The organism is Thiocapsa sp. C2-2m, assembly GCF_041903745.1.
GTDB lineage: Bacteria > Pseudomonadota > Gammaproteobacteria > Chromatiales > Chromatiaceae > Thiocapsa > Thiocapsa roseilacustris.
This window is the reverse complement of sequence record NZ_JBBWVD010000009.1, coordinates 138,558-162,339: the sequence shown is the minus strand read 5'-3', so window position 1 is coordinate 162,339 and position 23,782 is coordinate 138,558. Positions and strand designations below refer to the sequence as shown.

Here is a 23,782-nt window from a genome sequence, read left to right as displayed (position 1 = left end):
CCATCAGTTGGATGCGTTACGAAGGGCGGGGCCAGGGCTGGCCTGGTCCGATAGGGTCGGTGTTTTGGGAAGCGGGACAACCCGGGCGCCCCCGTCGAGTCCGGGACGGACGATCAGCGGGTGCACCGGGTCGTCGCCTTGCTCGCCCGCATAGGTCTTGGAGCGATTCACCAGGAAGTCGACCAGGTGATTGCGGATCCGGTAGTACTGAGGATCGTGATGGACGGTCGCGCGGGTGCGGTCGCGCGGCATGGTGATCTCGACGATCTCGGCGATCTTTGCGTAGGGGCCGTTGCTCATCAGCAGCACCTTGTCGGCGAGCAGGATCGCCTCGTCGACGTCGTGCGTGATCATGAAGACGGTCTGGTGCGTGGCCTGGACGATCGAGAGGAGCTCGTCCTGGATGGTTCCGCGCGTGAGCGCGTCGAGCGCTCCGAAGGGCTCGTCGAGCAGCAGCATCTTGGGCTCGATCGCAAAGGCGCGCGCGATGCCCACACGCTGCTTCATGCCGCCGGAAAGCTCGGCCGGCTTCTTGTGAAGGGCCGCGCCCAAGCCGACCATCTCCAGGTAGCGGATGCTGTGGGCCTCGATCTCTTTGGACGACCAGCGGGGCCAGCGTGAGCGCACGCCGAAGGCGACGTTCCCCAGGGCGGACAGCCAGGGCAGCAGGGCGTGACTCTGGAAGACCACGCCGCGCTCGAGCGAGGGACCTGCGATCTCCCGACCGCCCATGACCACGCCACCCTCGGTGGCCTCGTCCAGTCCAGCCAGGACGTTCAGGATGGTGGTCTTGCCGCATCCGGAGTGGCCGACGATACAGGCGAACTCACCCTTCTCGATCCCGAAAAAGATGTTTTCGAAAACCGTGAAGTCGGGCGCTCCGCCTGTGCCTGCAAAGCGTTTGGTCAATCCCTCGATCTTCAGAAAGGGCTGCGACATGCTGCTTATTCCTTGTAAGTGACCGCGCGAGCCAACTGCGCGAGCAGGGTGTCCAGCATCATTCCGACTAGGCCGATCAAGAGGATGGCGCTGATGATGTTGGTGATGGAGAGGTTGTTCCACTCGTTCCACACGAAGTAGCCGATCCCGGTGCCACCGACCAACATCTCGGCGGCCACGATGACCAGCCAGGCGATGCCGACCGAGATCCGCATCCCGGTCATGATGGTGGGCGCGGCTGCGGGAAGGATGACCTGGAAGGCGGTGCGCAGTGACGAGACTTCGAGGGTTCGGGCGACATTCAGCCAGTCCTTACGCACCGAGGCGACACCGAAAGCGGTATTGACCAACATCGGCCAGAGCGAGCAGATAAAGATCACGAACACGGCCGAGATGTTGGAGTCCTTGATGGTGTAGAGCGCGAGCGGCATCCAGGCGAGCGGCGAGATCGGCTTGAGCACCTGGATGAAGGGATCGAGCGCCTTATAGATCAACGGCGACATCCCGATCACAAAGCCCAGGGGGATGGCAACCAGCGCCGCGAGCGCAAATCCGATCAACACGCGCCCGATCGAGTAGATCAGCTGGGTGCCGATCCCCTTGTCGTTGGTCCCCCGGTCATAGAAGGGATCCCGGATGTGCTCCCAGAGCTTCGCGCCGACATCCAGCGGCCCAGGCATCGCCGACTGCCCGCCCGTGGCCGCCTGTGCGCCGATCAGGGCCGCGTATTCCGGATCCACCGTCACCTCGCCGAGGGTCTGCTGGGTCGAGAAATGCCAGACACCGACGAAGGCGGCGAAGAAGAGCACCGAGAGGATCGGTGCTGCCCAGAAGCTGGTTGGCTTCATCCGTCAGGTCCTCCGGATCGGGAAGCTCTCGATATAGGCCGCCGGCTCCGACGGATCGAACGGCTTGCCCATGACCGAGAAGGCCATCACCGGATCGGTCGGAACCTCCATGCCGACCTCTTTCATGAGACGGGCCGCATCCGTCGCCAGGAAGACCTCGCTTGCCACCTTCGCGTAGTCGACCTCGCCATCAATCTGACCCCACCGCTTCATCTGGGTCAGGATCCAGATGGCGAAGGACTCGTAGGGGAAGGGATCGAAATCGATCCGCTCTGGATCCTGCACGATATTCCCCAAGCCGTCGGCGAAGGTCCCGGTGAGCACCTGCTCCACCACCGTGACCGGCTGGTTGAGATAGTTGGCCGGGGCGATCGCCGCGGCGATCTCCTTGCGGTTCTCGGCTTTGCGGGCATAGGCGGTGGCGTCAAGGATCGCCTTGAGCAGGGCCTGGTAGGTGTTGGGCATGCTGGTGACGAACTCGCGGCTGGCCGCGAAGGCACAGCAGGGGTGTCCGTCCCAGATCTCTTTGGAGAGGAGATGGATGAAGCCGACGCCATCGTAAACCGCACGCTGATTGACGGGATCGGGCGCCAGGAAGCCGTCGATGTTGTCGGCGCGCAGGTTGGCGACCATTTCGGGCGGCGGTACGGCGCGGATCTGCACGTCCCGATCCGGATCCAGGCCATGCTCGGCGAGGTAGTAGCGCAGCAGATAGTTGTGCATCGAGTAATCGAAGGGGACGGCGAACTTGAACCCCTTCCAGTCGGCCGGGTCGCGCTTGTCCTTGTGCTTCATCGCGAGCGTGATCGCCTGGCCGTTGATGTTCTCGACCGCCGGCATGGTCCAGGGAATGGGGTTGGATCCCGCACCGATCGTGATGGCCAGGGGCATCGGGGAGAGCATGTGGGCTGCGTCGTACTCTTTCGCCAGGGATTTATCGCGCACGACGGCCCAACCGGCGGTCTTGACCACCTCGACGTCAAGCCCGTATTTCGCGTAATACCCCAACGGATGCGCCATGATGATGGGGGTCGCGCAGGTAATGGGGATGAAGCCAACGCTCAGCTTGGTCTTCTCGAGCGGCCCGTTGGTCTCCGCGAACACCTCCTTCGCAAGCCCGAGCGGGAAGATGCTCGAAATCGCCGCCAGGGCTGTTCCTGTCCCGACCGTCCTCAGGAAGCGACGCCGCTCCGCGTCCTGAGGAAAGAGCGCGCGCATGACGGCGCCCTCGACCAGCCGATCCTGCTGCTGCCGCTGATCCTGGGAACGGGCCTGCTCATGCTCGGCCTGGGTGCGATGATGTCCGCAGGAGCAGCCGCCACGGTGCAATTTGATGTCGGGATCGAAGGGATTGAGCAGAGACATGGTTGGTTCCTCGTTCCGGTGGGGGCCGATTGGAATATCAGGATTCAGGCCGAGATGAGCTTAGGAGCGCCGAGTGGCGAGTTGGCGTACTCGATGTCGTGCTCGTAAAGCGCGTAAGCACGTTGGTACTCCATCACCCGAGCGACGCTTTGGACGAAGGCGGCGTCATATCCGGCGCGCCGCAGCAGATGGAATCCCAGCTCCATCCCGGAGCTAATGCCGCCTGCGGTGACGATGCGTCCGGCATCGACGACACGGGCATGACTGATTCGACAGGCCGGGGCCAGCTCGGCCAGTCGGGCGATCGGCGTCTTGCCGAGGTGGGATGCCTCCAGCCGGTCGGGCTCCTTGCGGTTGGTGGCCGGCAGTCCGTCGAGCAGGCCCATGCAGGCGTAGATCCAGGAGCCGGTGCAGACACTCGTGAGGAGACAGGCGTCAGGGAGCCCCTGAACGAAGTCGTGCAGATTGCGGTTGTGCATCTCCTGACGTGTGCCGAACCCTCCCGGGATCAGGAAGGCGTCCATCGCCGGTCGATCGGTGAAGCCGTAATTGGGCAAGACCGTGATGCCGGCCTGGGTCTGGACAGGGCGCAGCGTCTCGGCCACCAGGAAGACGTCGATCTCGGGGTCGAAGCGTCGTGCCACCGAGAGCACTCCGCAGGGTGCGGCGTAGTCGATGACCTCCGCGTCCTTGAAGACGTAGACCCCGAGTCTGAATCCGGCTTGATGCATCTCATGCTGCCCCGGCTCTTTTCGATGGGTAGAGTATCGGGACCAACGATCGCACCCGGTATCGCGAAACGCATGATTTCGTTGTAGTGGAATCACGACAGAGATGTCGTCGTGCGCTGGGTATGGCTCAGGGCTCGAGCAGACCGTGGCGATTGGCATAGTTCACCAGCTCGACCAGGGTTCGGATGCCGAGCTTCTCGAAGACGCGGCTGCGATAGGTTGAGATGGTGTTGGAAGACAGGGCGAGCTGCTCGGCGATCTCGGAGACGGATCTGCCCTGGACGAGCAGGTTGAGCACCTGAAACTCGCGATTCGACAGGCTCTCGTGAGGCGGACGGGCGCTGTCCTCGCGGACGCTTCGCGCGAGCATCTCGGCGATGCCCGGCGTCACGAAGACACCGCCCGCGGCCACCTTGGTGATGGCCCCGAGCAGCTCCTCGGGCGAGCAGCCTTTATTGAGATAGGCGCCGGCTCCGGCTCGAATGGCGCGCACGCCGAACTGTGATTCGGGATAGACGGAGAGCATGACCACCCCGACCTTGGGGAACTCGCTCCTGATGACCTTCAGCGCCTCGAATCCATCGCGGTCGCCCAGGGCGATGTCGAGCAGGATCACATCGACCGGGGTCGCTCGTAGGATTCGCAGCGCCCCGGGGCCATCGGACGCCTCCTGGATCGACCCGATCCGGGCCTCCTCCGACAGGATCTGAATGAGACCCCGGCGGATGATCATGTGATCGTCGACCACGAGGAGACTGATCACGCGAGCACACCCCGCAGTCTCAAAGACACCCGGGTGCCCTCGCCGAGGGTACTGGCAATGGTGAGCTCGCCGCCGATGGCACGCGCGCGTTCATGCATCCCGAGCAGTCCGAAACTGATGGGCTGAGCCGGCAGCCGCATCCCGCGGCCGTCGTCGGCCATTGCGATCAACAGATCCCGGTCCTGTGCGTCGGTCGAGAGACAGACCCGGCGTGCGTCGGCATGACGCTGGGTGTTGGTCAGCACCTCCTGGACGATGCGGTACACGGCGATCTCCGCGTCCCGCCCGAGGCGGCAGCGCTCGACCTCGGCGGGGCAGATGAAGCTGCAGCGCAGGCCCGAGCGGGCCTCGGTCTCTTCCAGCAAGGACTCCAAGGCAGCCCAGAGACCCAGGTGATCGAGGACGCCGGGGCGCAGGTCATTGAGGATGCGGCGCAGGGCGTCCATGGCCCCACCGCCGATCTCGAGCGCCGCGTCGATATGGCGGCGGATCAGCGGGTCGTCGGTCAGGCGTTGGCGCAACCAATTGAGCTCAAGCTGCATGGCGGTCAACGAGGCGCCCAGATCGTCGTGAATCTCGCGTGCGATGTGTGCCCGCTCCTCTTCCCGGACCGAGTTGAGATGGGCCGAGAGGCGCAGCAGTCCGTCGTGCGCCTGGCTCAGTTGCAGATGCGCGGCAGACAGCTCCGACGTCCGCTCGACGACGCGCCGTTCCAGCTCGGCGCGGGCGGCATGGAGCGCCGCCTCGGTGCGCTTGCGCTCGGTGATGTCGGTAAAGGTGACGACCGCGCCGACGACCTCGTCGCCGTTGCGGATGGGGTAGGAGGCATATTCGGCCGGAAAGGGACTGCCGTCACGCCGCCACAGGACCTCGTCCTCGACCCGGCAACTGCAGCCCTCCTTGAATGCCCTGAAGATCCGGCAGTCCTCCACCGGCATCCGTGCACCGTTTCCGTGCGAGTGATGGATGAGATAGTGCATCTGGCGCCCGAGCACCTCATCGGGCTCGTAACCCAGCAGCTCGGCGCCGACCCGGTTGATGAAGATGCAGCGCCCGGCCAAGTCGATGCCGTAGATGCCTTCGCCGGCGGACTCGAGCAACATCTCGAGTTGGCGCCGCCAGGCCGCGTGGTGTGACAGGTGGTGGAGATTCGCAAACATTCGGAGACAGGATGGTCCGACGATGATTGTCGTCCCAGCAAAAAAGGGGCCTGTCCGAGCCGATGCCGACTCCCTGCCGCCCGGAAACGAGCGACATGCCACCCGCCGGGAGCCGCGGCGGTTCCGGGCGGTCGGGTCCGTTATGGTAACGGCCGGACCTTGATGCTTCCAAAGCAGGCGGGACAATCGCGGTGACGGCTGTAGTCTCGATGACTCTCTGCCCAGCGACTCAGAGCAGGCACTCAAGCGCTTTATGCGGCATTGACGTATAATCATGCCATGCTAACCGTTGTGGAAACACCCTCCTTTACGCGCCTTTGGCCCGACTACTGGACGGAGGACGAGCGTGGAGAGTTCTGCGCCTGGATTGCGGGCAGCCCGCTTGCCGCTGATGTCGTTCCGAGGACTGGTGGCGTGCGCAAGGTTCGTTGGTCCCGGTCCGGTAGCGGAAAACAAGGAGGCGTTCGGGTCATTGACTACAACCGGCTGGCAGACGGGCGCATCTGGCTCCTCTTGATTTTCGCCAAGAGCGCGCGAGGCAACTTGCCAGCGCATGTGCTCAATGCTGCGCGGGAGATGCTGGATCATGCCGAAGACTGAACAAGAGCTGCTCGCAAGAGACGCCGATCGTGATTTCGGCGCTGAATTGCTCGAGTCCATCCGCGAGATGAACTCCGAGAAAGTGGGCGCAATCCACGGCCCGGTGTCGCTCGCACGCTATCGCGTCAAGATGTCCCAAAGCGAGTTCGCGAGGCTCCTAGGCGTGTCGGTCAGGACGCTGCAGGAATGGGAGCAGGGTCGACGCGAGCCGAGCGGTGCGGCGCGATCGCTCATTCGTGTGGCACAGGAACGCCCGGAGGTTCTTCGCGAACTGTTTCTTGACCAGGTCGCCTGAAAAACCCTCCGTCCTCTCAATGATAGCCCGAGAGAGTGTCCGCTTTGGATGCCTTCCGGATTCCCTTCGCGAGCCGTCAGACCAGCCTGCGCATCTGGCTCCGCGTCCTGGACGGATAGCTTTGCGGGTAGGATGGGTAGAGCGACAGCGAAACCCATCCATCCCGCGCCAAGGGCATCGGACCGAAACCCGGCAACGCAGAGGTTTCGAGGATGGGTTTCGCTGTCGCTCTACCCATCCTACATCTTTCGGTTGTTTTTGAACCGGCGCTAAACCCCGCCGACCTTCGGAAACAGCGCGTCCTTGATCCCCGCCGCAGTCAGGTCGGGGGCACAGTCCATGATGAAGCGCAGCGCGTAATCGCGCAGATACCGGCCGCGTCGCAGCGCAAGGCAGGTGGTATTGATCTCGAACAGACCCGGGGCTTCGAGCAACTGCAGGCCGTCATCGCGGACCGGGTTGTAGGCCATTGCCGCGACGATCCCCACGCCCAGACCAAGCTCGACATAGGTTTTGATGACGTCGGCGTCGAGGGCGGACATGACCACGTCGGGCGTGAGGCCGGCACGCTCGAAGACGGTATCGATGCGCGCCCGAGCGGTGTTGCCGGGGTAGTAGGTGATGATGGGATAGTCGGCGATCGCCTTGAGCGTCAGGTGCTCGAGGCCGGTCAGCGGGTGCCCGACCGGGACGATCGGGGCATGCCGCCACTGGTAGTAGGGGAAACTGACCAGATCCTCTTCGCCGGCCAGCGCCTCGGTGGCGATGCCGATGTCGACCTGCCCGGCACGCAACTGGGCGACGATCTCGCGCGGGCCGCACTCGTGCAGCTCCAGATAGACCTTCGGAAAGGTCTGTCTGAAGCGCGTCACCACGGAAGGCAAGGCATAGCGGGCCTGGGTGTGGGTGGTGGCGATGGCCAGACGCCCCTCGTCCTGCCGGGCGAACTGCTCGCTCAGGTGCTTGATGTTTTGGGTGTCGAGCAGGATGCGCTCGACCATCGGCATGAGCTCCTTGCCCGGCTCGGTCAGGCCGAGCAGACGCTTGCCGCGGCGCACGAAGAGCTCCACCCCGAGCTCGTCCTCCAGATCCTTGATGTGCTTGGAGACCCCCGATTGGGCGGTATAGAGCGCGTTGGCCACCTCGGTCAGGTTGAAGTTGTGCCGGACTGCCTCGTGCAGGATACGCAGTTGCTGGAAGTTCACCTCAGGCGGCCTCGCGCGCAAAGACCCGGATCCGCGAGGCCGACAGGCGCACCCGTTGCCCCTCGGTCAAGGCGAGCGCCTGGATTCGCTCGCGCGGCAGGACGACCTCGTAATGGTCGGCGGACTCGCCGCGGCCCAATGCGTCGGGGAGCCGGTCGAGCTCGACCCTGACCCCGGAGCCGAAGGCGAGGATCCGCGCGACGACGGCATCGACGCCGTGCGGCGCGGCTGGATCGGTCAGGATGTCCAATTCGTGCGGACGCACGAATCCGATCGCATCCGCACCCTGGTCGGCGTCGGGCCCGTCGTAGGGCAAGGTGGAGCCGCCGACACGCAGATGCGCCCCGTCGATGCGCCCGTGGAACACATTGACCGCACCCAGAAAACCATAGACGAAAGGCGTCTGCGGGTGCTCGTAGACCTCGGCCGGGGTGCCGATCTGCTCGACGCGCCCTTGATTCATCAGCACCACCCGATCGGCGACCTCGAGGGCCTCCTCTTGATCGTGGGTGACGAAGATGGACGTCACATGCAGCTCGTCGTGCAGGCGTCGCAGCCAGCGGCGCAGCTCCTTGCGCACCTGGGCGTCGAGTGCGCCGAAGGGCTCGTCGAGCAGCAGCACCCGCGGCTCCACCGCCAGGGCGCGGGCGAGCGCGACGCGCTGGCGCTGGCCGCCGGACAACTGGGCCGGGAAGCGCTCCGACAGCGCGTCGAGTTGGACGAGATCGAGCAGACGATGAACGCGCGTCCGGATCTCGGCCTCCTTGGGACGGTCGCGCCGCTGCTTTACACGCAGCCCGAAGGCGACGTTCTCCAGGACCGTCATGTGACGAAAGAGCGCGTAGTGCTGAAAGACGAAGCCCACCCGGCGCTCACGCACATGGGTATCCGAGGCGTCCTCGCCGTCCAGGACGACGCGTCCCGAGTCCGCGGTCTCCAGCCCGGCGATCACCCGCAGGAGCGTCGTCTTGCCGCATCCCGAAGGACCCAGCAGCGCGGTCAATGCGCCTGTCGGGAAATCGAGCGAGACGTCGTTCAAGGCGACGAACCGGCCGAAGGTCTTGCTGATCTGCTCGACCTGGATACTCATCGGAGACTCCTCAATCGGGTTGCCTGATGCCTTGATCGGCCTTCCATTCGACGAAGGTCTTCAGCCCCAAGGTCACCAGTGCCAGCAGCGCCAGCAGCGAGGCCACGGCGAAGGCCGCGGCGAAATTGTATTCGTTGTAGAGGATCTCGACGTGCAGCGGCATGGTGTTGGTGTGGCCCCGGATATGGCCGGAGACGACACTCACCGCACCGAACTCCCCCATCGCGCGCGCATTGCACAGGATCACCCCGTAGAGCAGGCCCCATTTGATGTTGGGGAGCGTCACGCGCCACAGGGTTTGGAGACCGTTGGCGCCGAGCACGACCGCGGCCTCCTCTTCCTCCCGGCCCTGGGCCTCCATCAGCGGGATCAGCTCGCGCGCGACAAAGGGGAAGGTGACGAACACGGTCGCGAGCACGATGCCCGGGACGGCGAAGATGATCTTGATGTCGTGCGCGAACAGCCAAGCCCCGAACCAGCCGCGCGCGCCGAACAGGAGCACGAAGATCAGGCCCGCGATCACGGGCGAGACCGAGAACGGCAGATCGATCAGGGTGGTCAAGAACCGCTTGCCGCGGAACTCGAACTTGGCGATCGACCAGGCCGCGGCCACCCCGAACACCAGGTTTACGGGCACCGAGATGACCGCGACCAACAGGGTCAGACGGATCGCCGAGCGTGCGTCCGGATCGGCGATCGCGGTGATGTAGGTCAACCAACCTTTGCGCAGCGCCTCGACGAAGACCGCGATCAACGGCATCAAGAGGAACAGCAGGAAAAAGCTCAGGGCGGCGGTCAGGATCAGCCACTTCACCACCGAGGTCTCGCGCGTGGCGGCGTTGGTCTCGTAACGGCGGGCATCGCCCCGACCGTAAAGCGCTCCGATGGCAGCCATCAGCGATTCCTCCCGGTGCGTTTCGCGCTCCAAGCCTGCAGCAGGTTGATCGCGAGCAGCATGCAGAACGAGAAGACGAGCATGACCACGGCGACCGCGGTGGCCCCCGCGTAGTCGTACTGCTCGAGCTTGGTAATGATGATCAGCGGCGTGATCTCCGAGACCATCGGGATGTTGCCGGCAATGAAGATGACCGAGCCGTACTCGCCGACCGCCCGGGCGAAGGCCAGCGCGAAGCCGGTCAGGAGGGCCGGGAGCAGGATCGGCAGGATCACCCGCGTGAAGGTCTGCCGCCGGTCGGCGCCCAGACTCGCGGCGGCCTCCTCGAGCTCGGTCTCCAGATCCTCCAGAATCGGTTGAACGGTGCGCACGACGAAGGGCACCCCGATGAACACCAGTGCGACCAGCACCCCGAGCGGGGTAAAGGCGACCTTGATCCCGAGCGGCGCAAGCAGACTGCCGATCCAGCCGTTGCCGGCATAGAGTGCGGTAAGCGAGATCCCCGCGACCGCGGTGGGCAGCGCGAACGGCAGATCGACGAGCGCGTCGATCAGCTTCTTGCCCGGGAAGCTGTAGCGCACCAGGGCCCAGGCCAGCGCCAAACCGAAGACCGCATTGATGGCCGCGGCCAGCAAGGAGGCCCCGAAGGACATCCGGTAGGTCGCGACGACCCGGGGCGAGCTGACGATGGCCCAGAATTCTCCCCACGACAGGGTCGCGCTCTTGAAGAAGACCGCCGAGAGCGGGATCAAGACCATCAGCGAGAGATAGACCAAGGTGTAGCCGAGCGCGAGACCGAAGCCCGGCAGCACTCGGGTCTGGCGCGTGGGGTTGAAGAAGGCGGCGATCGTCATCGGCACTTGACCTGGACCCGCGCGGGGTTGTGCCCTCGGCGACCAACAGCCTCGGGCGGTGAAACGGACGGCTTAAGGCGCGTCCAAACCGGGATCTGCGGGGGTCGAGGTGCTTGAGAGGCCGCAGATCGGTCCGGACACGCTTGGAGCTTAGCGCGGTGCACTCAAGCCGCGAACGATCGATTTGCGGGGATGCTATTCGCTTTTTGAGATAAGGGATCCACGGCGGAACCCTATCGCCGGGGGCGATAAGGTTTGCAGGTTTTATTGGTTCGTTCCGCCGGTCCGCGGCGTTTCAATCGAGGCTCCACTCTCATCCGCACCGAGCAGGAGCCCGGCATGACCAGCCCCCGATCGCATCCATCCTTCTTCCTCGCTGCCCTGCTCGTGCTGTCCGCCCTCGGAACGGCCAGGGCCGAGACGACCCTCCTCAACGTCTCCTACGATCCGACGCGCGAGCTTTACCATGAAGTCAACCCCGCCTTCGGCAAACACTGGGAGGAGAAGACCGGCGAGCAGGTCAGGATCCAGCAATCGCACGGCGGTGCCGGCAAGCAGGCGCGCGCGGTCATCGACGGGCTGGAAGCCGACGTCGTGACCCTGGCGCTGGCCTACGACATCGATGCCATCGCAGCCCGGGGATTCCTGGCCGAGGACTGGCAGTCGCGACTGCCTCTGAACAGCTCGCCCTACACCTCGACCATCGTCTTCCTGGTCCGCAAGGGTAATCCGAAAGGGATCAAGGACTGGGGAGACCTGGTCAAGGAGGGGGTCGCTGTGATTACGCCCAATCCCAAAACCTCAGGCGGCGCGCGCTGGAACTATCTGGCGGGCTGGGCTTGGGCGGAGAAGGCATACGACGGCGACGAGGCCCGAGTGAAGGACTACATTGCGCGACTCTACAAGAATGTCCCGGTGCTCGATTCGGGTGCCCGCGGCTCGACCACCACCTTCGTGCAGCGCGAGCTCGGCGATGTCTTCCTCTCCTGGGAGAACGAGGCGTTCCTCGCACTCGAGGAGTTCGGCGAGGACAAGCTCGAGATCGTCGTCCCGTCCCTGTCGATCCTCGCCGAGCCGCCGGTTGCGGTCGTTGACCGCACCCTGGACAAGAAGGGAACCCGCGAGGTCGCGACGGCCTATTTGGAATTCCTCTACGCGCCCGAAGGCCAGGAGCTTGCCGCCAAACACTTTTATCGTCCCACCGACCCGGAGGTCGCGGCACGGTACAAGGATCGGTTCGTGCCGGTCGAGATGGTGACCATCGAGGACCTGGGCGGCTGGAAGGCCGCGCAGGAGAAACATTTCGCCGACGGGGGTATCTTCGATCAGATCTACAGCGTTCGCTGATCACATCGACATCGACAAGGACTCGATGATCGCCTCGGCCGAGAGGCGGATCGAGTCGATGCGGATCTCCGGGGCATCGGGCGGATCGTAGGCGCTGTCGATGCCGGTGAAGTTCTTGAGATCGCCGCGAGGGGCCTGCTCGTAAAGGCCCTTTTGATCACGGCGGTCGGCCAGAGCACATCACGACTTACTCAAATCTCAGTCGTTGCAGGAGATCCAGCAAAGGGGCAGCCTTATCGAAAGTCTCGCGATACTCCGCCTCGGGGTCGGAGTCGGCCACGATACCGCCGCCCGCCCAGAGGCGGACGACACCGGCCGAATGGACCAGGGTACGGATGGCGATGTTGGTGTCCATCGCACCGTCGTAGCCGAGATAGCCGATAGCACCGCAGTAAACCCCGCGACGGTGGGGCTCGAGCTCCTCGATGATCTCCATGGCGCGGAGCTTGGGTGCACCGGTGATCGAGCCGCCCGGGAAGCAGGCCCGCAGGAGATCCACTGCATTGCGCCCTTCGGCGAGACGACCGCAGACCGTGCTGACCAGGTGATGAACCCGCGTATAGCTCTCCACCTGGAAGAGCGTCGGGACATGCACACTGCCGATGGCGCAGACCTTGCTCAGATCGTTGCGCAGCAGGTCGACGATCATGAGGTTCTCGGCCCGATCCTTCGTGCTCTGGCGCAGTGACTCCGCAAGCAAACGGTCCTCGGCGGGATGGGTTCCGCGCCCCCGCGTCCCTTTGATCGGCTTGGTCTCGACCCGATCGCCGCGCACCTGCAGGAAACGCTCGGGTGAGGAGCAGAGGATCCGGCAATCGGGTGTCGCCAGATAGGCCCCGAACGGTGCGGGATTCAGCCGCCGCAGGCCCTTGTACGCCTGCCAGGCGTCGCCCTGCGCCGGGGCGGCAAAGCGTTGCGCGAAGTTGACCTGGTAGCAGTCACCCTCGTACAAATAGCTCCGGATGCGGTCGAATGCGCTCCGATAATCCCCGCGGCTCAGGTTGGATCGAACGGGCGCCAAGACACGGAAGACGCCGGCAGCGGGGGCCGGGGCAGACAGGACGCGGATCAGACGCCCGAAGACCTCCTCGAGACGGGCCGAATCCTGCGCGACGAGCCGTGAACGGCAGCGCGCGTGATCCACCACAAGCGCCCAGTCATAGATCCCGACGGCCATCTCCGGGATCCCCTCCGCATCTTCGGCCAGGTTCGGGAGGCGCTCCAGACGCCGGGCGAGATCATAGGCAAAGTAGCCGATCGCGCCGCCGCAGAAGGGCAGACCGGGGAGGGCTAATCGCCGGGGTCCAATCGCCTCGTCCAGCAACATGAAAGGATCCGCGGCGGATGTGCGTACGCCTTCCCCGTCTCGAATCTCGGTAAGATGCCCGCGCGTCACCAAGGTGACGCGCGGGTCCGCGGTCAGGATATCGTAGCGCCCCAGCGTACCCGCCGGCCGGCCGCTATCGAGAAAGACCGGCCAAGCGCGCCCGAGCAGGGTCTCGAAGAATGGACTGCTGTCGGGGCGATAGGGAAACTCGCGTATGCAGGGGGGCATCGACCTGAATCCGGCAATTGGAGAAGCTAAACCGCGCCCGACGCGGTATGCGATGTTTTCGGATGGGATCGGCCCCGGGAGACTTGACGACCGTTGGAGTCGGCGCGGTTTAAGTGACGGTTCAAAGAACAGCGTGTACAGATGCGCCATCGCAATCAGCCGTAGTTTGGGCAAAGCGCAGCGTGCCCAACCAACCCTCGCCGGGGATACTCCCCGCCATCAGGACCTCTTGCCGATGAGCCTAATCCGCCCGAGCGACAACCGCCGCCGCACCTTCATCGACATCTTCTCCGGCGCCGGTGGCATGAGCTACGGCTTCCGCGCGCACCCAGCGTTCCGGGTCGTCGCCGCATTCGACGGCGAACGGGGCAAGCCGAGCAGCGGGCAAGGCCGCTCGGGCTGCAACGAGACGTTTCGACTCAACCTGGATCTCGCGCCGATCTCCACCGATCTAGCCCGGGTCGACGATACCCTGATCGAGGCTGCGAGGCGCGACTTCCTCGCCGGGCTGGATTTGGACGTCTTGTCCGCCTGCCCGCCCTGTACCGGATTCTCAAGAGCAAACCCCAACAATCACCTTGATGACGACGACCGCAACAGCTTGGTGCTGCGCACGGCACACTGGGTGCGCACACTCAGGCCGCGGGTTCTCGTCATGGAGAACGCCCGAGAGCTCCTGAAGGGCAACTTCGCGCATCACTTCGACACGCTCCGGCAGCAGCTCGAACGAATGAGCTACGACGTCCGAGCGACCGTCCACATGCTCGACAGATTCGGTCTACCCCAGCGGCGGGAGCGCGCACTGGTCATTGCAACGAACCTCCCGGTCGGCCCGAAAGGCATCGAAGACCTCTGGCAAGGCTACGAGGTCGATCGAAAGGCCACCCATGTGCGCCGATGCATCGGTCACCTGCCGCCGGTGACCGCCGGAGAGCGCCATCCGGATGACCCCTTCCATGTCTCGCCGGGGATGAACGGCGCAACGCTCGCCCGCATCCGTGCGATCCCCGCCGACGGTGGCTCCTGGATCGACCTTCGGGACCATCCAGACGCCGACCATCTCATGACGCCCGCGATGAAACGCTACGTCGAAGCCAGGGACTTCGGGTCCCACCCGGATGTTTACGGGCGCATGGCCTGGGACCGACCGGCGGTCACGATCAAGCGCGAGTGCTCACACGTCGGCAACGGCCGCTACAGCCATCCCGAGCAGGATCGACTCTGCACCCTCCGCGAGCTCGCGCTGCTCCAAGGCTTTCCGGGGCATTACAGGTGCGGCGGTGTGTCCTTGTCCAATCAGTACCGCCACATCGGGGATGCGGTCCCGCCGCTGATCTCCCACCAGCTTGCCCATGTCGTTGAGTGGATGTTCACGGGCGAGAAACCGGCGATCGCGGACTGCGTGTTGCCCGGCACAAGCCTGCGCGCGGAGGATATCAAGCCGGCGCCGTGCACCACCCGGCCCGACCTCCGAGAAACCGAATGCGGAGCAGATGGCTCGCTTATGGCGCATGGGTAGCGCAGACGAGACAAGACCAGCGGGGTGAGGTTGGGAGCCCCTACCTACATGTCCCCGTTGTTTTTGCTGCGTTCCTCGCGGTGCCCGGTAGCGCCCGACCCGATCGACAACGCGCTCGCGCCTGCCGCCCGATCGCCCAAGGGCTCCACCCCGTCGCGCTCGCAGCGCTCGAGCAGCTCGGCCAGGATCCCGACGCCGGGCACCGCGAGATCGGGCGGCGCCACGTCGGCCAGCGGGACCAGCACGAAGGCACGTCGTGCCATCTCCGGATGCGGGATCGTCAGGCCGGGCTCCTCGATGCGCACGTCGCCGTAGATGAGGATATCGAGATCCAGGATACGCGGCCCCCAACGGGTGCCGTCGCGACGACGACCATGTGCCAGCTCGATCCGATGAAGCTCCGCCAAGAGTGCCCGCGGCGCCAGCCCCGTTTCGAGACTGGCCGCCGCATTGACGTAGTCGGGTTGACCGGACGGGCCGACGGGCGCGGTCCGATAGAGACGCGAGGCGGCTCGCAGACGGCTTTCGGGCAGCACGGCAAGCTCGCCGATGGCCGCCCTCACCTGCTGCTCAGGCTCCTGCAGATTGCTGCCGAGGCCGATCCAGACGGCGACCGGTGCATCGCGCGTCAACCGACCGGGGAAAGAGTCAATCCGGGACATGGATGCCGCCTCGAGCGCATCCGCAAAAAGACCGCCCCCGGAATCCGCTCTCATGGATGCCGGGGGCGGTAGCGCACACGCGATGGTGTGTGAACGGGCGCCCATGGCGCCTTGAAATGTTACGCAACCTCGATCCGCCGACGCTCGGTCTTCTCGGTCTTCGGCAGATGGACCTCGAGCACACCGTCCTTGAACTCGGCCTTGGCGTTCTCCAGGTCGACGTTCTCCGGCAATCTCAGCGACCGCACGAAACTGCCGCGGGCGATCTCGGACCGGTAGTAGGTGCCCTTCTCTTCGGTCTCCTCATGCTTTCGCTCGCCTTTGAGCGTCAACACCTGGCCGACCAGCTCGATCTCAAGATCCTGCTTCTCGACGCCCGGCACCTCGGCGCGCACCAGAAGCTCCTCCTCGCGGTCGATCAAGTCGACCTTCGGGGTCATCTCGACTGCATGCTCGAGGCGCGCCCACTCCGGCCACATCTCCCTGAACGGGTGCATCCAGCCGTGGCGCCAGCCGCGCGGCGCACCGCCCAGCATCAGGTCGTCGAATGCGCGATCCATCTCGTCGAAGAGTGTCATCTCCCGACGCGGGACCGCTTCGCCAATCGCTTTGCTTTTGGTTTTCATGGCAGTCCTCCTGTCCTCTGTTCCCACTTCAAGTATAGCTCAGATACCCGATTTTGCTTCTGTCCTCGGCCCCGATAAACATCACGGGAACCACGGATTGAGCGTGTCGAGACCGCAATGCTCGAAGTCGACGACATTACGTGTCGCCAAGCGACCTCCCCGGGATTGCGTGATGGCAGCAATTTGCGCGTCGAACTGCGAGATCGGACGGCCCATTCGCTGCCGCTCTGCCGCGATCTCGGCGTAGGCCGTCGCTGCAGCACTGTCGAAGGGCAGGACGCGTCCGTTGAAGTCCTGTGCGAATAGAGCTGCCACGGCCTTCTCCAATCGTCGGCGACGTCGTCCGTCCGGAAGCAACCCGACACCGTAAAGCATTTCCGCCTGAGTGACGGTGGTCGTGAACAAGGTGTCAATCGGCTGAGAAACAGTCCAATCAACGACGACAGGCTCCGGCTTTGCGCGCAGCAGCTCCGAGAGCACATTGGTGTCAAGGACGATCATCGGCAACTCAACCGCCTAGGACGGGCGGCTCACGCATGCATTCGCGCTCCGGTTGCGGGAGGTCGACGTCACCCAGGGGTCCGAATCGGGCACGAATGCACTGGACCAGATTGGTTCCCGGGGCCGTCTCCTGACCGAGCACGGTGCGCAGGATGGTGCGGGCTTCGTCTTCCATGGAACGTCCGTGACTAGCCGCACGCATGCGCAGCTTTGTCTTGATGGAATCGTCGAGGTTGCGGATCGTGATACTGGCCATCGCTCTTTTCCCGGCTTCGAAGATGATTCCATCGTAATCATTGATATCAATGAAATCAAACCGGGATCGGCAGGAGTCGTTTCGACGCGCCTGTGCCTTCGGCCTTGCCCATCAGACCGGCCCGCAGGAACGAGCGCCGTAGGCCAAGCGCAGCGCAGTCCACCAGCGCCGGCGCCGGGCTTGAACCGCTGGCCTTCAGGTCGGCGGAAGAGGTCGACTGCAAGTCGACGATCCCGGGGCTCGCCGCCTCAAGCCGTTAGCGCCAGCCGCTTCACAGCGCCGAAATCCGTCTTGCCGCTGCCGAGCTTGGGGATCGCCTCGACCTGCAGTACCTCGGCGGGGATGCTCAACGGATTCATCCCGGCCTCGATCAGCCGTTTGCGCAGACCATCGGCGTCGATCTCGCCGGCGACCAGGAGCAGGATGCGCTCGCCCTTGCGCTCGTCCGGCAGGTTGACGGCGGCCAACTCCAGCTCGGGTTGGCCGAGGATGCGACGAACCTGATCCTCGACCGCCCCCAGGCTGATCATCTCCCCTCCCAACTTGGCGAAGCGTGAGTAGCGATCGACGATGGTGAGGAAGCCGTCCGGGTCCAGATGACCCTTATCGCCGGTCTTGTACCAGCGCTGACCGTCCAGCTCGACCACCACGTCCGCCGTCTTTCCCGGATCGTTGAGATAGCCCTTCATCACCTGCACGCCACCGATGAGGATGAGCCCGTCCTCGCCGAGCGGCAGGGTGGCCAAGGTCTCGGGATCGACGATGCGGAAGCTGGTGCCGGGCAGCGGCAGACCCACGGTGCCGGGACGCGAGCCGGCCTGGATCTTCCAGGTCTCGGTTTCGAGTGCGTCCGGGACGTTGACGCTGGCGACCGGCGTGGTCTCCGTCGCACCATAGCCCTCGTAGATCGGCTTGTTGAACTTGAGCGCGAAGGCATCGCGGACCTCGGGGGCGAGCCGTTCGGCACCGGCGACCACCACACGCACGGACTGGAGCATCAGGGGATGGACGCGCTGATTGCGGATATAGAGCCGCAGGAAGGTCGAGGTGCTGCACAACACGGTCGCTCGATACCGGGCGATCGCCTTGGCGGTGCCGACCGCGTCGGTCGGATCCGGATGGCAGACCATCGGGATGCCTTCGAGCAGCGGCAGGAAAGTGGTCACCGTGAGCCCGAAGGCATGGAAGGGCGGCAGGTTGGCGAGGATGAGATCGTCCGGCTCGGTGTTCAGTACATCCGAGATCTGCCGCACATTGGCCATGATGTTGCGATGGCTGAGCTCGATCCCCTTGGGCGTGCCCTCACTGCCGCTGGAGAAGAGGATGGCGGCGGTGTCGTCGGGCCGGCTGGGCCGGCCGAACAACCAGAGCAACACGCCGGCGGGCAGGAGGATGCCAATGGCCAAGAGCGCCAACGCCTCCGCCTTGCCGATCTCGGCTCGCAGCTTCTCCATCGGATGCAGCGTCGCCTCGGCGAAGGCCGCGTCCAGGTCGATCCCGCGCTGTTGCAGCTTGGCGAGAAAGCGATCCGAGGTGATGACATGGCGCACACCGGCGTTGCGCATCCCGGCCAAGAGCGCCTCGCTGCTCGCGGTGTAGTTGAGATTGACCACCTGCTTGCCGACGAGCAACGCCGCCAGATTGGCGATGGCCGCCGCACTGCTCGCGGGCAACAGGATGCCGACGGCCGGCTCGGGGGCGAGACGCTTGATCCGACGCGCGAAGAGCAGGACCGCCGCGATCAGGCGCCGGTTGGTCAGGCGCGTCCCGATCGAATCGATCACGGCCACCTCGCCGAGACGCCGTTTCGCCGCCGCGAGCCAGGCCGCGGGCAGGGTCGGCAGGGTTGCGATGTGGGTCTGCCAGGAGGTCACCGACAGCTCGAAGACCGCCTGCTTGACCTGCTCCGCGCTCGCCTCGCGCGCCAGCGGCTGGCCGAAGGCGACCAGCACGTCGCGGGTTCGGCCCTCGCGGCGACTGGCCTTGAGCTTCTCCTTGGCGTAGGAGAAGCGGCTCCCCCACAGACCGCGCAGATAGAAGGGCAGGATGACGCCGGAGGTGGCGGCGCAGGCGGATTTCTCGAAGCCGCGCTTGAACTCGGAGAGCTGCCCGTTCTTGCTGATGGTGCCTTCCGGAAAGACGCAGACCACCTCGCCGGCGTCGAGCAACCGCGAGACGGTCTCGATCGCCTCGCGGCTGCGCCCGCCCGAGATGGGCACCACGCCGAAGAAGTCCAGGAACCAACGCAGATACCAACGCTCGTAGATCACCCGCTCCATCACGAAGCGCACCGGCCGCGGGCTGGCCATCTGCACCATCGCCCAGTCGACCCAACTGATATGGTTGCCGAGCATCAGCACGCCGCCCTGCGCCGGCATGTTCTTCAAGCCGATGACGTCGAGCCGATAATGGGTCGACATGGCGCGCGCCATCAGGAAGCGCACCATCGACTGGGGTAATTGATAGAGGGTGTAGATCGCCCCGAGGAGCGCAATGACGGCAAGCCCAAGCATCACCGTCAGACCGCCGATGTGCAGATAGGCCGCGAGCACCGTGAGTCCGAGGAAGCTCAGCATCACGATGTTCTGGATGAAATTGTTGGCCGCAAGCACGCGCCCCAGCCCTTTCTCGCCGGCGTTGAACTGGATCAGCGCATTGAGCGGCACCAGGAAGACGCCGCCGAGAACGCCGAGCAGCAGGAAGTTCAACCCGTGCGCCCAGGCCGACCCCAAACCCGGCAGGACAAAGAGCGCCGACGCAATGCCGAGCGCGCCGACCGGGATCAGACCGGTCTCGATATGATTGCGCGAGACCCGTCCGGCCAGAACCGAGCCCAGGATGATGCCGATCCCCGTGCAGGCGAGCACGCCCTGAATCACCACCGTGTTGGTCTCGCCGAGGGTCTCTTTCGCGAACGCGGGGAAGGCGGCGAGGATCACCTGCGCGATCGACCAGAAGATCGCCAGCCCCACGATCGAGAGCCAGATGACCTGGTTGTCCCAGGCCGCGTGCAGATTGCTCCGGAGATAACGACCGCTGGCGTAATCCGGCCAGGCAAAGCGCATCTCGGCGCCCGGAGCGCGCACGGGCAAGCGGTAGGCCAGCACGACCTCGATCAAGGCACCCGCGACCAGCACCCAGCCGAGCGGCGCCATCATCCCCATCACCTCGTCCGGCGTGCTGTAGCTCATGCCGGCCAGACGACCCTCGAACAGAATCGAGAAGACGAAGATCCCCGACAGGATTGCCGTCGTGGTCGTCGCCTGGACCCAACCATTGGCGGATGCCAGCGCCTCCTTGCCGACCAGCTCCTTGATGTAGCCGTATTTGGCCGGTGAATAGAAAGCACTCTGCATCGCCAGCAGGAAGGTCATGGCGAAGGCCGCCCAGAACCAGCCCAGATAATAGAAGCCCGTAATGGCGAGCGTGACGGCGACCGCCACCCAGGCGCTCACGCGCATCACCAGGTGCTTGGGGAAGCGGTCCGCCAGGTAGCCGGACGGCGTGAACAACAGGACGAAGGGCAGCAGGATCAGGGCATTGACGATCGCCGTCAGCAGGATCTGGGCATCGCCGTCATAGGTCTTGAAGAGCGTGTTCTGTATGATGATCTTGTGCCCCAAGTCCACAAAGGCATTGAGAAAGATCATGCCGATATAGGCGACGAAACCGGAGATGCGGAAGAGCTGACCCATGCGAATGCGCCCCCTGGCGTCGACCGAGATGATTGGCGTTGTCGGCCGTAGACCGCGTTATTGCAACGGACATGCCTCGCGCATCACTCCGGCCAACGTGGCATATGGCGACGAGTGCCAAGAAAGACGTGACACCGCGTGAGCGGTGTCACGAGCACGCCGGTCGGTTGCGTGAAAACGTAGGTAGTTTCCGGGAAAGAATCTACGGACATGTAGGGGCGACTTAAGTCGCCCCTTGCCTTAAAGGCATTAGCAGGGTCTAGCGATCCGCGCCGACCCTGTCGAAACATCGCCGATCACTCGGGACGTGATTCAGGGATAAGCCGGGACATGTAATCGCTCACCGCTGCGATATCCGCGTCGCTGTACCCTTTGATCGCCTTCACCATCTCGGGGTTCGCATTGCGCCGCCCACCGTCGCGAATGAGGCGGGATTCGTGATCGAGATAGCTGACGTGCTGATGTGCGACGCGGGGGTAGAACTCCACGGCATCGCCCTCGCCCTGCGCGCCATGACAGGTCGCACAGTCCTTCTCGTAAAGGGCTTGGCCGAGCGCCAGGTCCGTGCCGTCGCCCTTGAGATTGGTCGGCTGAATCGGGAGCTGCGAGAGATAGGCGGCGATGTCGGCGACCTCCTCGGACGACACGACCCACTCGGAAACAAAGGGATGCATCTTGGGGTTGTCGCGGCGCCCGGCGCGCACATCAACCATCTGCTTGATCAGCACACTCGCATGCTGGCCGGCCAACTGCGGATAGATGGCATCGCCACGACCCGCCCCATCCGCTTGATGGCAGCCGCGACAGACGGCGTAGGCCTCCTCGCCGTTCGCGGGGTCGGCACGATGGGCCAGCGCAATCATCTGATCCTCGTTTGGCGCATTCCAGACATAGCCGGGCGATTCGATACCGGGCGCATGGGGTTGCGCCGGCGGAGACGCGGTCGCACTGCCCGCCGCGAGGGCAAGCGCTCCGACGCAAACGAGACGGGTCATCATGGCGTTCATTCCTCCTCCGTTTCGAGGACCATCAGGCTAGCAACGTATTGAGCCACGGCCAGTGTCTCGGCCTCGCTCATGCGATCGGCCACCGTCTGCATGAGTCCTCGGTCGTTGGTCCTCTCGCCGACGGCATAACGACGCATCTGCTCGACGGTGTAGCCGACGTCCTGACCGGCAAGCCGCGGGAAGCGACGCGTACCTTCACCCTCGTCGCCGTGGCACCCCGAGCAGGACGGTATGCCGCTGCCGGGATTGCCGTCGTCGTAGACCTTTCGGCCGAGCGTCAGCAGCGAGGGATCGGTCACCACGCCCGGTCTCGCCTTCTGAGCGGCATAGAAAGCGGCGACATGCGGGATCTCCTCGTCGGTCAGTCCGCCGATGAAGTTGCCCATCACCTCGCTGGTGCGTCGGCCCTCTCGATAGTCCTTCATCTGCTTGACGAGATAGGTCGCGTGTTGGCTGGCCAGCCGAGGCGTATTGGGCATGGGGCTGGTCCCGTCCTCGGCATGACAGGCCACACAGACCCGCGCCGCGATCCCCGCACCGATCTCCGGATCGCCCTTTGTTTGAGCAAACAGCGGCGGTGCGATGGGAATCCCGACGCAGGCGGTCAGGACAATGAGCGATTGAATGGCGAGCAATCTCACTGCGGTTCCTCGAATTTGATCGTACCCCAATCATGTCGCACGCGGCCGCGCGTCGGCAAGTCTGCCGCGAAGGCCGCGCCGCTGATACCGAGCCCATTCGCGCCGACGGGGCGGAAGGCGAAGGCGTCACCGTGGAAATGTCTCAGCGCAAGCGCGCGGCGCGCCCCCTCTGGCGCACCGATAGGCTGTCCGGTGGTGAGGATCAGCATCCCCGGAGACTCCGACGGCAGCATCAGCCTAGTAAGCACGAACGGACGCGCCGTCATCGGCTCAGAGTTAAGATGGATCATCGCTACCAGCTTCCGGAGTCAGACATGGATCCAAGCCGCTTCGCCTATGCCTTCAGCGTCCGCCTGCACGACACGGACGCCGCTGGGCGGCTCTTCTTCGGCCACCTCTTCCGTCATGCACACGATGCCTACGAGGCATTCATGGCGCAGATCGGCCTCCCGCTCGAGCGCCTCATCCGCGACGGCGAGATCCTGCTCCCGCTCGTGCACGCCGAGGCGGACTATCATCGACCGCTCTGCCAAGGTGATCGGGTCCAGGTCGCAGTGGCGATCGAGGAGATCCGCACCCGCTCGTTTGCGGTCGGCTATCGCTTCGAAACGGAGGATCGAACGCTCGCCGCAACGGCGAAGACGGTCCATCTCCAGATCAATCGGGACGGCTCACCCGCCTTGAGTATCGACGACGCGATTCGCCGCGCAATCCTGCCCTACCTGCACGCGGACCGCCCGCTGTGACGAGACGGACGCCCGCGTGGTCTCTCAGGCGCCGGGCCCAGACAAAGGAATCTTCCGCCCCTGCTCGTCGACCCTTACGAAGGTGATGCAGGTCGTGAAGATCGGCTCCTCGTTGCCGGTCGTGAGATCGTCGGCGAAGACGTGCACCGAGTAGCTGATCGAGGTGTTGCCGCGACAACTCTCGATCGCGTCGAAACGCAGCACGGCGCCCTGTTTCACGCTGCGATGGAACTCCACGCGGTCCATCGCGATCGTCACGAAGCGGCACCCCGGATGGTCACGACTAGCCGCGATCCAGGCGATCTCGTCGACCCACTTCAACAAAAAGCCCCCGAACAGATAACCGTAATGGTTCAGAAACTCGGGGCGAACGACTTTAAAACTCTCCACGAACGGGCCTCCTGGTCATCGAAAGGTCGGCGATTGGTCGTTAGCTCCCTATGCCGCAAGTCTTGAACAAGCCTTCGCAGAATTTTTCGTTG

The 23,782-nt window shown here is 64.5% G+C and carries 26 protein-coding genes; 4 read left to right on the top strand and 22 right to left on the bottom strand.

The window, feature by feature from the left end; translation table 11 throughout:
* Nucleotides 1–3: 3 nt before the first annotated feature.
* From AADX97_RS09085 to AADX97_RS09060, 6 genes are all read right to left on the bottom strand, one after another.
* Nucleotides 4–939, bottom strand: coding sequence for an ABC transporter ATP-binding protein (locus tag AADX97_RS09085; RefSeq protein WP_374233290.1), 936 nt, complete (start codon nucleotides 937–939; stop codon nucleotides 4–6).
* A 5-nt stretch (nucleotides 940–944) separates the two neighbouring features.
* A complete protein-coding gene (gene ntrB, locus AADX97_RS09080) occupies nucleotides 945–1,787 on the bottom strand; it encodes a nitrate ABC transporter permease (RefSeq protein WP_374233291.1) in 843 nt (280 codons plus the stop codon).
* A gap of 3 nt (nucleotides 1,788–1,790) precedes the next feature.
* Entirely contained in the window at nucleotides 1,791–3,152 is a 1,362-nt protein-coding gene (locus AADX97_RS09075) for a CmpA/NrtA family ABC transporter substrate-binding protein (RefSeq protein WP_374233292.1), read from the bottom strand.
* 44 nt (nucleotides 3,153–3,196) lie between these two features.
* Nucleotides 3,197–3,883 carry a DJ-1/PfpI family protein gene (locus AADX97_RS09070; protein WP_374233293.1) on the bottom strand — a complete coding sequence of 229 codons (687 nt, stop codon included), beginning with the start codon at nucleotides 3,881–3,883 and terminating at the stop codon, nucleotides 3,197–3,199.
* Between the two features lie 127 nt (nucleotides 3,884–4,010).
* Entirely contained in the window at nucleotides 4,011–4,646 is a 636-nt protein-coding gene (locus AADX97_RS09065) for a response regulator (protein ID WP_374233294.1), read from the bottom strand.
* Nucleotides 4,643–5,749 (bottom strand): PAS domain S-box protein, encoded by a 1,107-nt coding sequence (locus AADX97_RS09060; protein WP_374239290.1) that lies wholly within the window; start codon nucleotides 5,747–5,749, stop codon nucleotides 4,643–4,645. The genes AADX97_RS09065 and AADX97_RS09060 overlap by 4 nt, the downstream gene beginning before the upstream one ends.
* Before the next feature lie 643 nt (nucleotides 5,750–6,392).
* Here AADX97_RS09060 and AADX97_RS09055 point away from each other — a divergent pair.
* Nucleotides 6,393–6,701 (top strand): helix-turn-helix domain-containing protein, encoded by a 309-nt coding sequence (locus tag AADX97_RS09055; protein WP_374233297.1) that lies wholly within the window; start codon nucleotides 6,393–6,395, stop codon nucleotides 6,699–6,701.
* 269 nt (nucleotides 6,702–6,970) lie between these two features.
* On the opposite strand, the gene AADX97_RS09050 is transcribed toward AADX97_RS09055, so the two are convergent.
* The 4 genes from AADX97_RS09050 to cysT are packed head-to-tail and all read right to left on the bottom strand — an operon-like array spanning nucleotide 6,971 to nucleotide 10,745.
* Nucleotides 6,971–7,906 carry a CysB family HTH-type transcriptional regulator gene (locus AADX97_RS09050; protein ID WP_374233298.1) on the bottom strand — a complete coding sequence of 312 codons (936 nt, stop codon included), beginning with the start codon at nucleotides 7,904–7,906 and terminating at the stop codon, nucleotides 6,971–6,973.
* Between the two features lies 1 nt (nucleotide 7,907).
* Nucleotides 7,908–8,996: a sulfate/molybdate ABC transporter ATP-binding protein gene (locus AADX97_RS09045; RefSeq protein ID WP_374233299.1), complete on the bottom strand. Its 1,089-nt coding sequence runs from the start codon at nucleotides 8,994–8,996 to the stop codon at nucleotides 7,908–7,910.
* Between the two features lie 10 nt (nucleotides 8,997–9,006).
* On the bottom strand, nucleotides 9,007–9,891 hold the full coding sequence (gene cysW / locus AADX97_RS09040) for a sulfate ABC transporter permease subunit CysW (RefSeq protein WP_374233300.1): 885 nt from the start codon (nucleotides 9,889–9,891) through the stop codon (nucleotides 9,007–9,009).
* Nucleotides 9,891–10,745: a sulfate ABC transporter permease subunit CysT gene (gene cysT, locus AADX97_RS09035; protein WP_374233301.1), complete on the bottom strand. Its 855-nt coding sequence runs from the start codon at nucleotides 10,743–10,745 to the stop codon at nucleotides 9,891–9,893. The genes cysW and cysT overlap by 1 nt, the downstream gene beginning before the upstream one ends.
* A gap of 339 nt (nucleotides 10,746–11,084) precedes the next feature.
* On the opposite strand from cysT, the gene AADX97_RS09030 reads away from it, so the two are divergent.
* Complete coding sequence (locus AADX97_RS09030) at nucleotides 11,085–12,092, top strand: sulfate ABC transporter substrate-binding protein (RefSeq protein WP_374233302.1); 1,008 nt, start codon at nucleotides 11,085–11,087, stop codon at nucleotides 12,090–12,092.
* Here AADX97_RS09030 and AADX97_RS09025 read toward each other — a convergent pair whose 3' ends face one another.
* A complete protein-coding gene (locus AADX97_RS09025) occupies nucleotides 12,093–12,266 on the bottom strand; it encodes an adenylyl-sulfate kinase (protein WP_374233438.1) in 174 nt (57 codons plus the stop codon).
* Between the two features lie 13 nt (nucleotides 12,267–12,279).
* Nucleotides 12,280–13,647, bottom strand: coding sequence for an aminodeoxychorismate synthase component I (pabB, locus tag AADX97_RS09020; RefSeq protein ID WP_374233303.1), 1,368 nt, complete (start codon nucleotides 13,645–13,647; stop codon nucleotides 12,280–12,282).
* Nucleotides 13,648–13,882: 235 nt separating this feature from the next.
* Here pabB and AADX97_RS09015 point away from each other — a divergent pair, with 235 nt between their 5' ends.
* On the top strand, nucleotides 13,883–15,166 hold the full coding sequence (locus AADX97_RS09015; protein WP_374233304.1) for a DNA cytosine methyltransferase: 1,284 nt from the start codon (nucleotides 13,883–13,885) through the stop codon (nucleotides 15,164–15,166).
* A gap of 44 nt (nucleotides 15,167–15,210) precedes the next feature.
* Here the strand turns inward: AADX97_RS09015 and folK are convergent, their stop codons facing one another.
* The 9 genes from folK to AADX97_RS08970 all read right to left on the bottom strand — a co-directional run bounded on the left by folK (nucleotide 15,211) and on the right by AADX97_RS08970 (nucleotide 22,763).
* A complete protein-coding gene (gene folK, locus AADX97_RS09010) occupies nucleotides 15,211–15,828 on the bottom strand; it encodes a 2-amino-4-hydroxy-6-hydroxymethyldihydropteridine diphosphokinase (RefSeq protein WP_374233305.1) in 618 nt (205 codons plus the stop codon).
* 119 nt (nucleotides 15,829–15,947) lie between these two features.
* Nucleotides 15,948–16,454, bottom strand: a complete 507-nt coding sequence (locus AADX97_RS09005) for an Hsp20/alpha crystallin family protein (protein ID WP_374233306.1) — start codon at nucleotides 16,452–16,454, stop codon at nucleotides 15,948–15,950.
* 81 nt (nucleotides 16,455–16,535) lie between these two features.
* Nucleotides 16,536–16,955, bottom strand: a complete 420-nt coding sequence (locus tag AADX97_RS09000) for a type II toxin-antitoxin system VapC family toxin (protein ID WP_374233307.1) — start codon at nucleotides 16,953–16,955, stop codon at nucleotides 16,536–16,538.
* A 7-nt stretch (nucleotides 16,956–16,962) separates the two neighbouring features.
* Nucleotides 16,963–17,211 carry a plasmid stabilization protein gene (locus tag AADX97_RS08995; protein ID WP_374233308.1) on the bottom strand — a complete coding sequence of 83 codons (249 nt, stop codon included), beginning with the start codon at nucleotides 17,209–17,211 and terminating at the stop codon, nucleotides 16,963–16,965.
* A 55-nt stretch (nucleotides 17,212–17,266) separates the two neighbouring features.
* On the bottom strand, nucleotides 17,267–17,434 hold the full coding sequence (locus AADX97_RS08990; protein WP_374233309.1) for a hypothetical protein: 168 nt from the start codon (nucleotides 17,432–17,434) through the stop codon (nucleotides 17,267–17,269).
* Nucleotides 17,435–17,459: 25 nt separating this feature from the next.
* Nucleotides 17,460–20,906, bottom strand: a complete 3,447-nt coding sequence (locus AADX97_RS08985; protein ID WP_374233310.1) for an acyl-[ACP]--phospholipid O-acyltransferase — start codon at nucleotides 20,904–20,906, stop codon at nucleotides 17,460–17,462.
* Between the two features lie 296 nt (nucleotides 20,907–21,202).
* Complete coding sequence (locus tag AADX97_RS08980; protein WP_374233311.1) at nucleotides 21,203–21,904, bottom strand: cytochrome c; 702 nt, start codon at nucleotides 21,902–21,904, stop codon at nucleotides 21,203–21,205.
* 5 nt (nucleotides 21,905–21,909) lie between these two features.
* Nucleotides 21,910–22,554, bottom strand: coding sequence for a cytochrome c (locus AADX97_RS08975; protein WP_374233312.1), 645 nt, complete (start codon nucleotides 22,552–22,554; stop codon nucleotides 21,910–21,912).
* The gene (locus tag AADX97_RS08970; protein WP_374233313.1) at nucleotides 22,551–22,763 is read right to left on the bottom strand and encodes a hypothetical protein; all 213 of its coding nucleotides are present in this window, start codon (nucleotides 22,761–22,763) and stop codon (nucleotides 22,551–22,553) included. Before AADX97_RS08970 ends, AADX97_RS08975 begins: the two co-directional genes overlap by 4 nt.
* Nucleotides 22,764–22,868: 105 nt before the next feature.
* On the opposite strand from AADX97_RS08970, the gene AADX97_RS08965 reads away from it, so the two are divergent.
* Nucleotides 22,869–23,300, top strand: a complete 432-nt coding sequence (locus AADX97_RS08965) for an acyl-CoA thioesterase (RefSeq protein ID WP_374233314.1) — start codon at nucleotides 22,869–22,871, stop codon at nucleotides 23,298–23,300.
* Nucleotides 23,301–23,324: 24 nt separating this feature from the next.
* Here the strand turns inward: AADX97_RS08965 and AADX97_RS08960 are convergent, their stop codons facing one another.
* Complete coding sequence (locus tag AADX97_RS08960; protein ID WP_374233315.1) at nucleotides 23,325–23,690, bottom strand: acyl-CoA thioesterase; 366 nt, start codon at nucleotides 23,688–23,690, stop codon at nucleotides 23,325–23,327.
* Nucleotides 23,691–23,782: the final 92 nt, after the last annotated feature.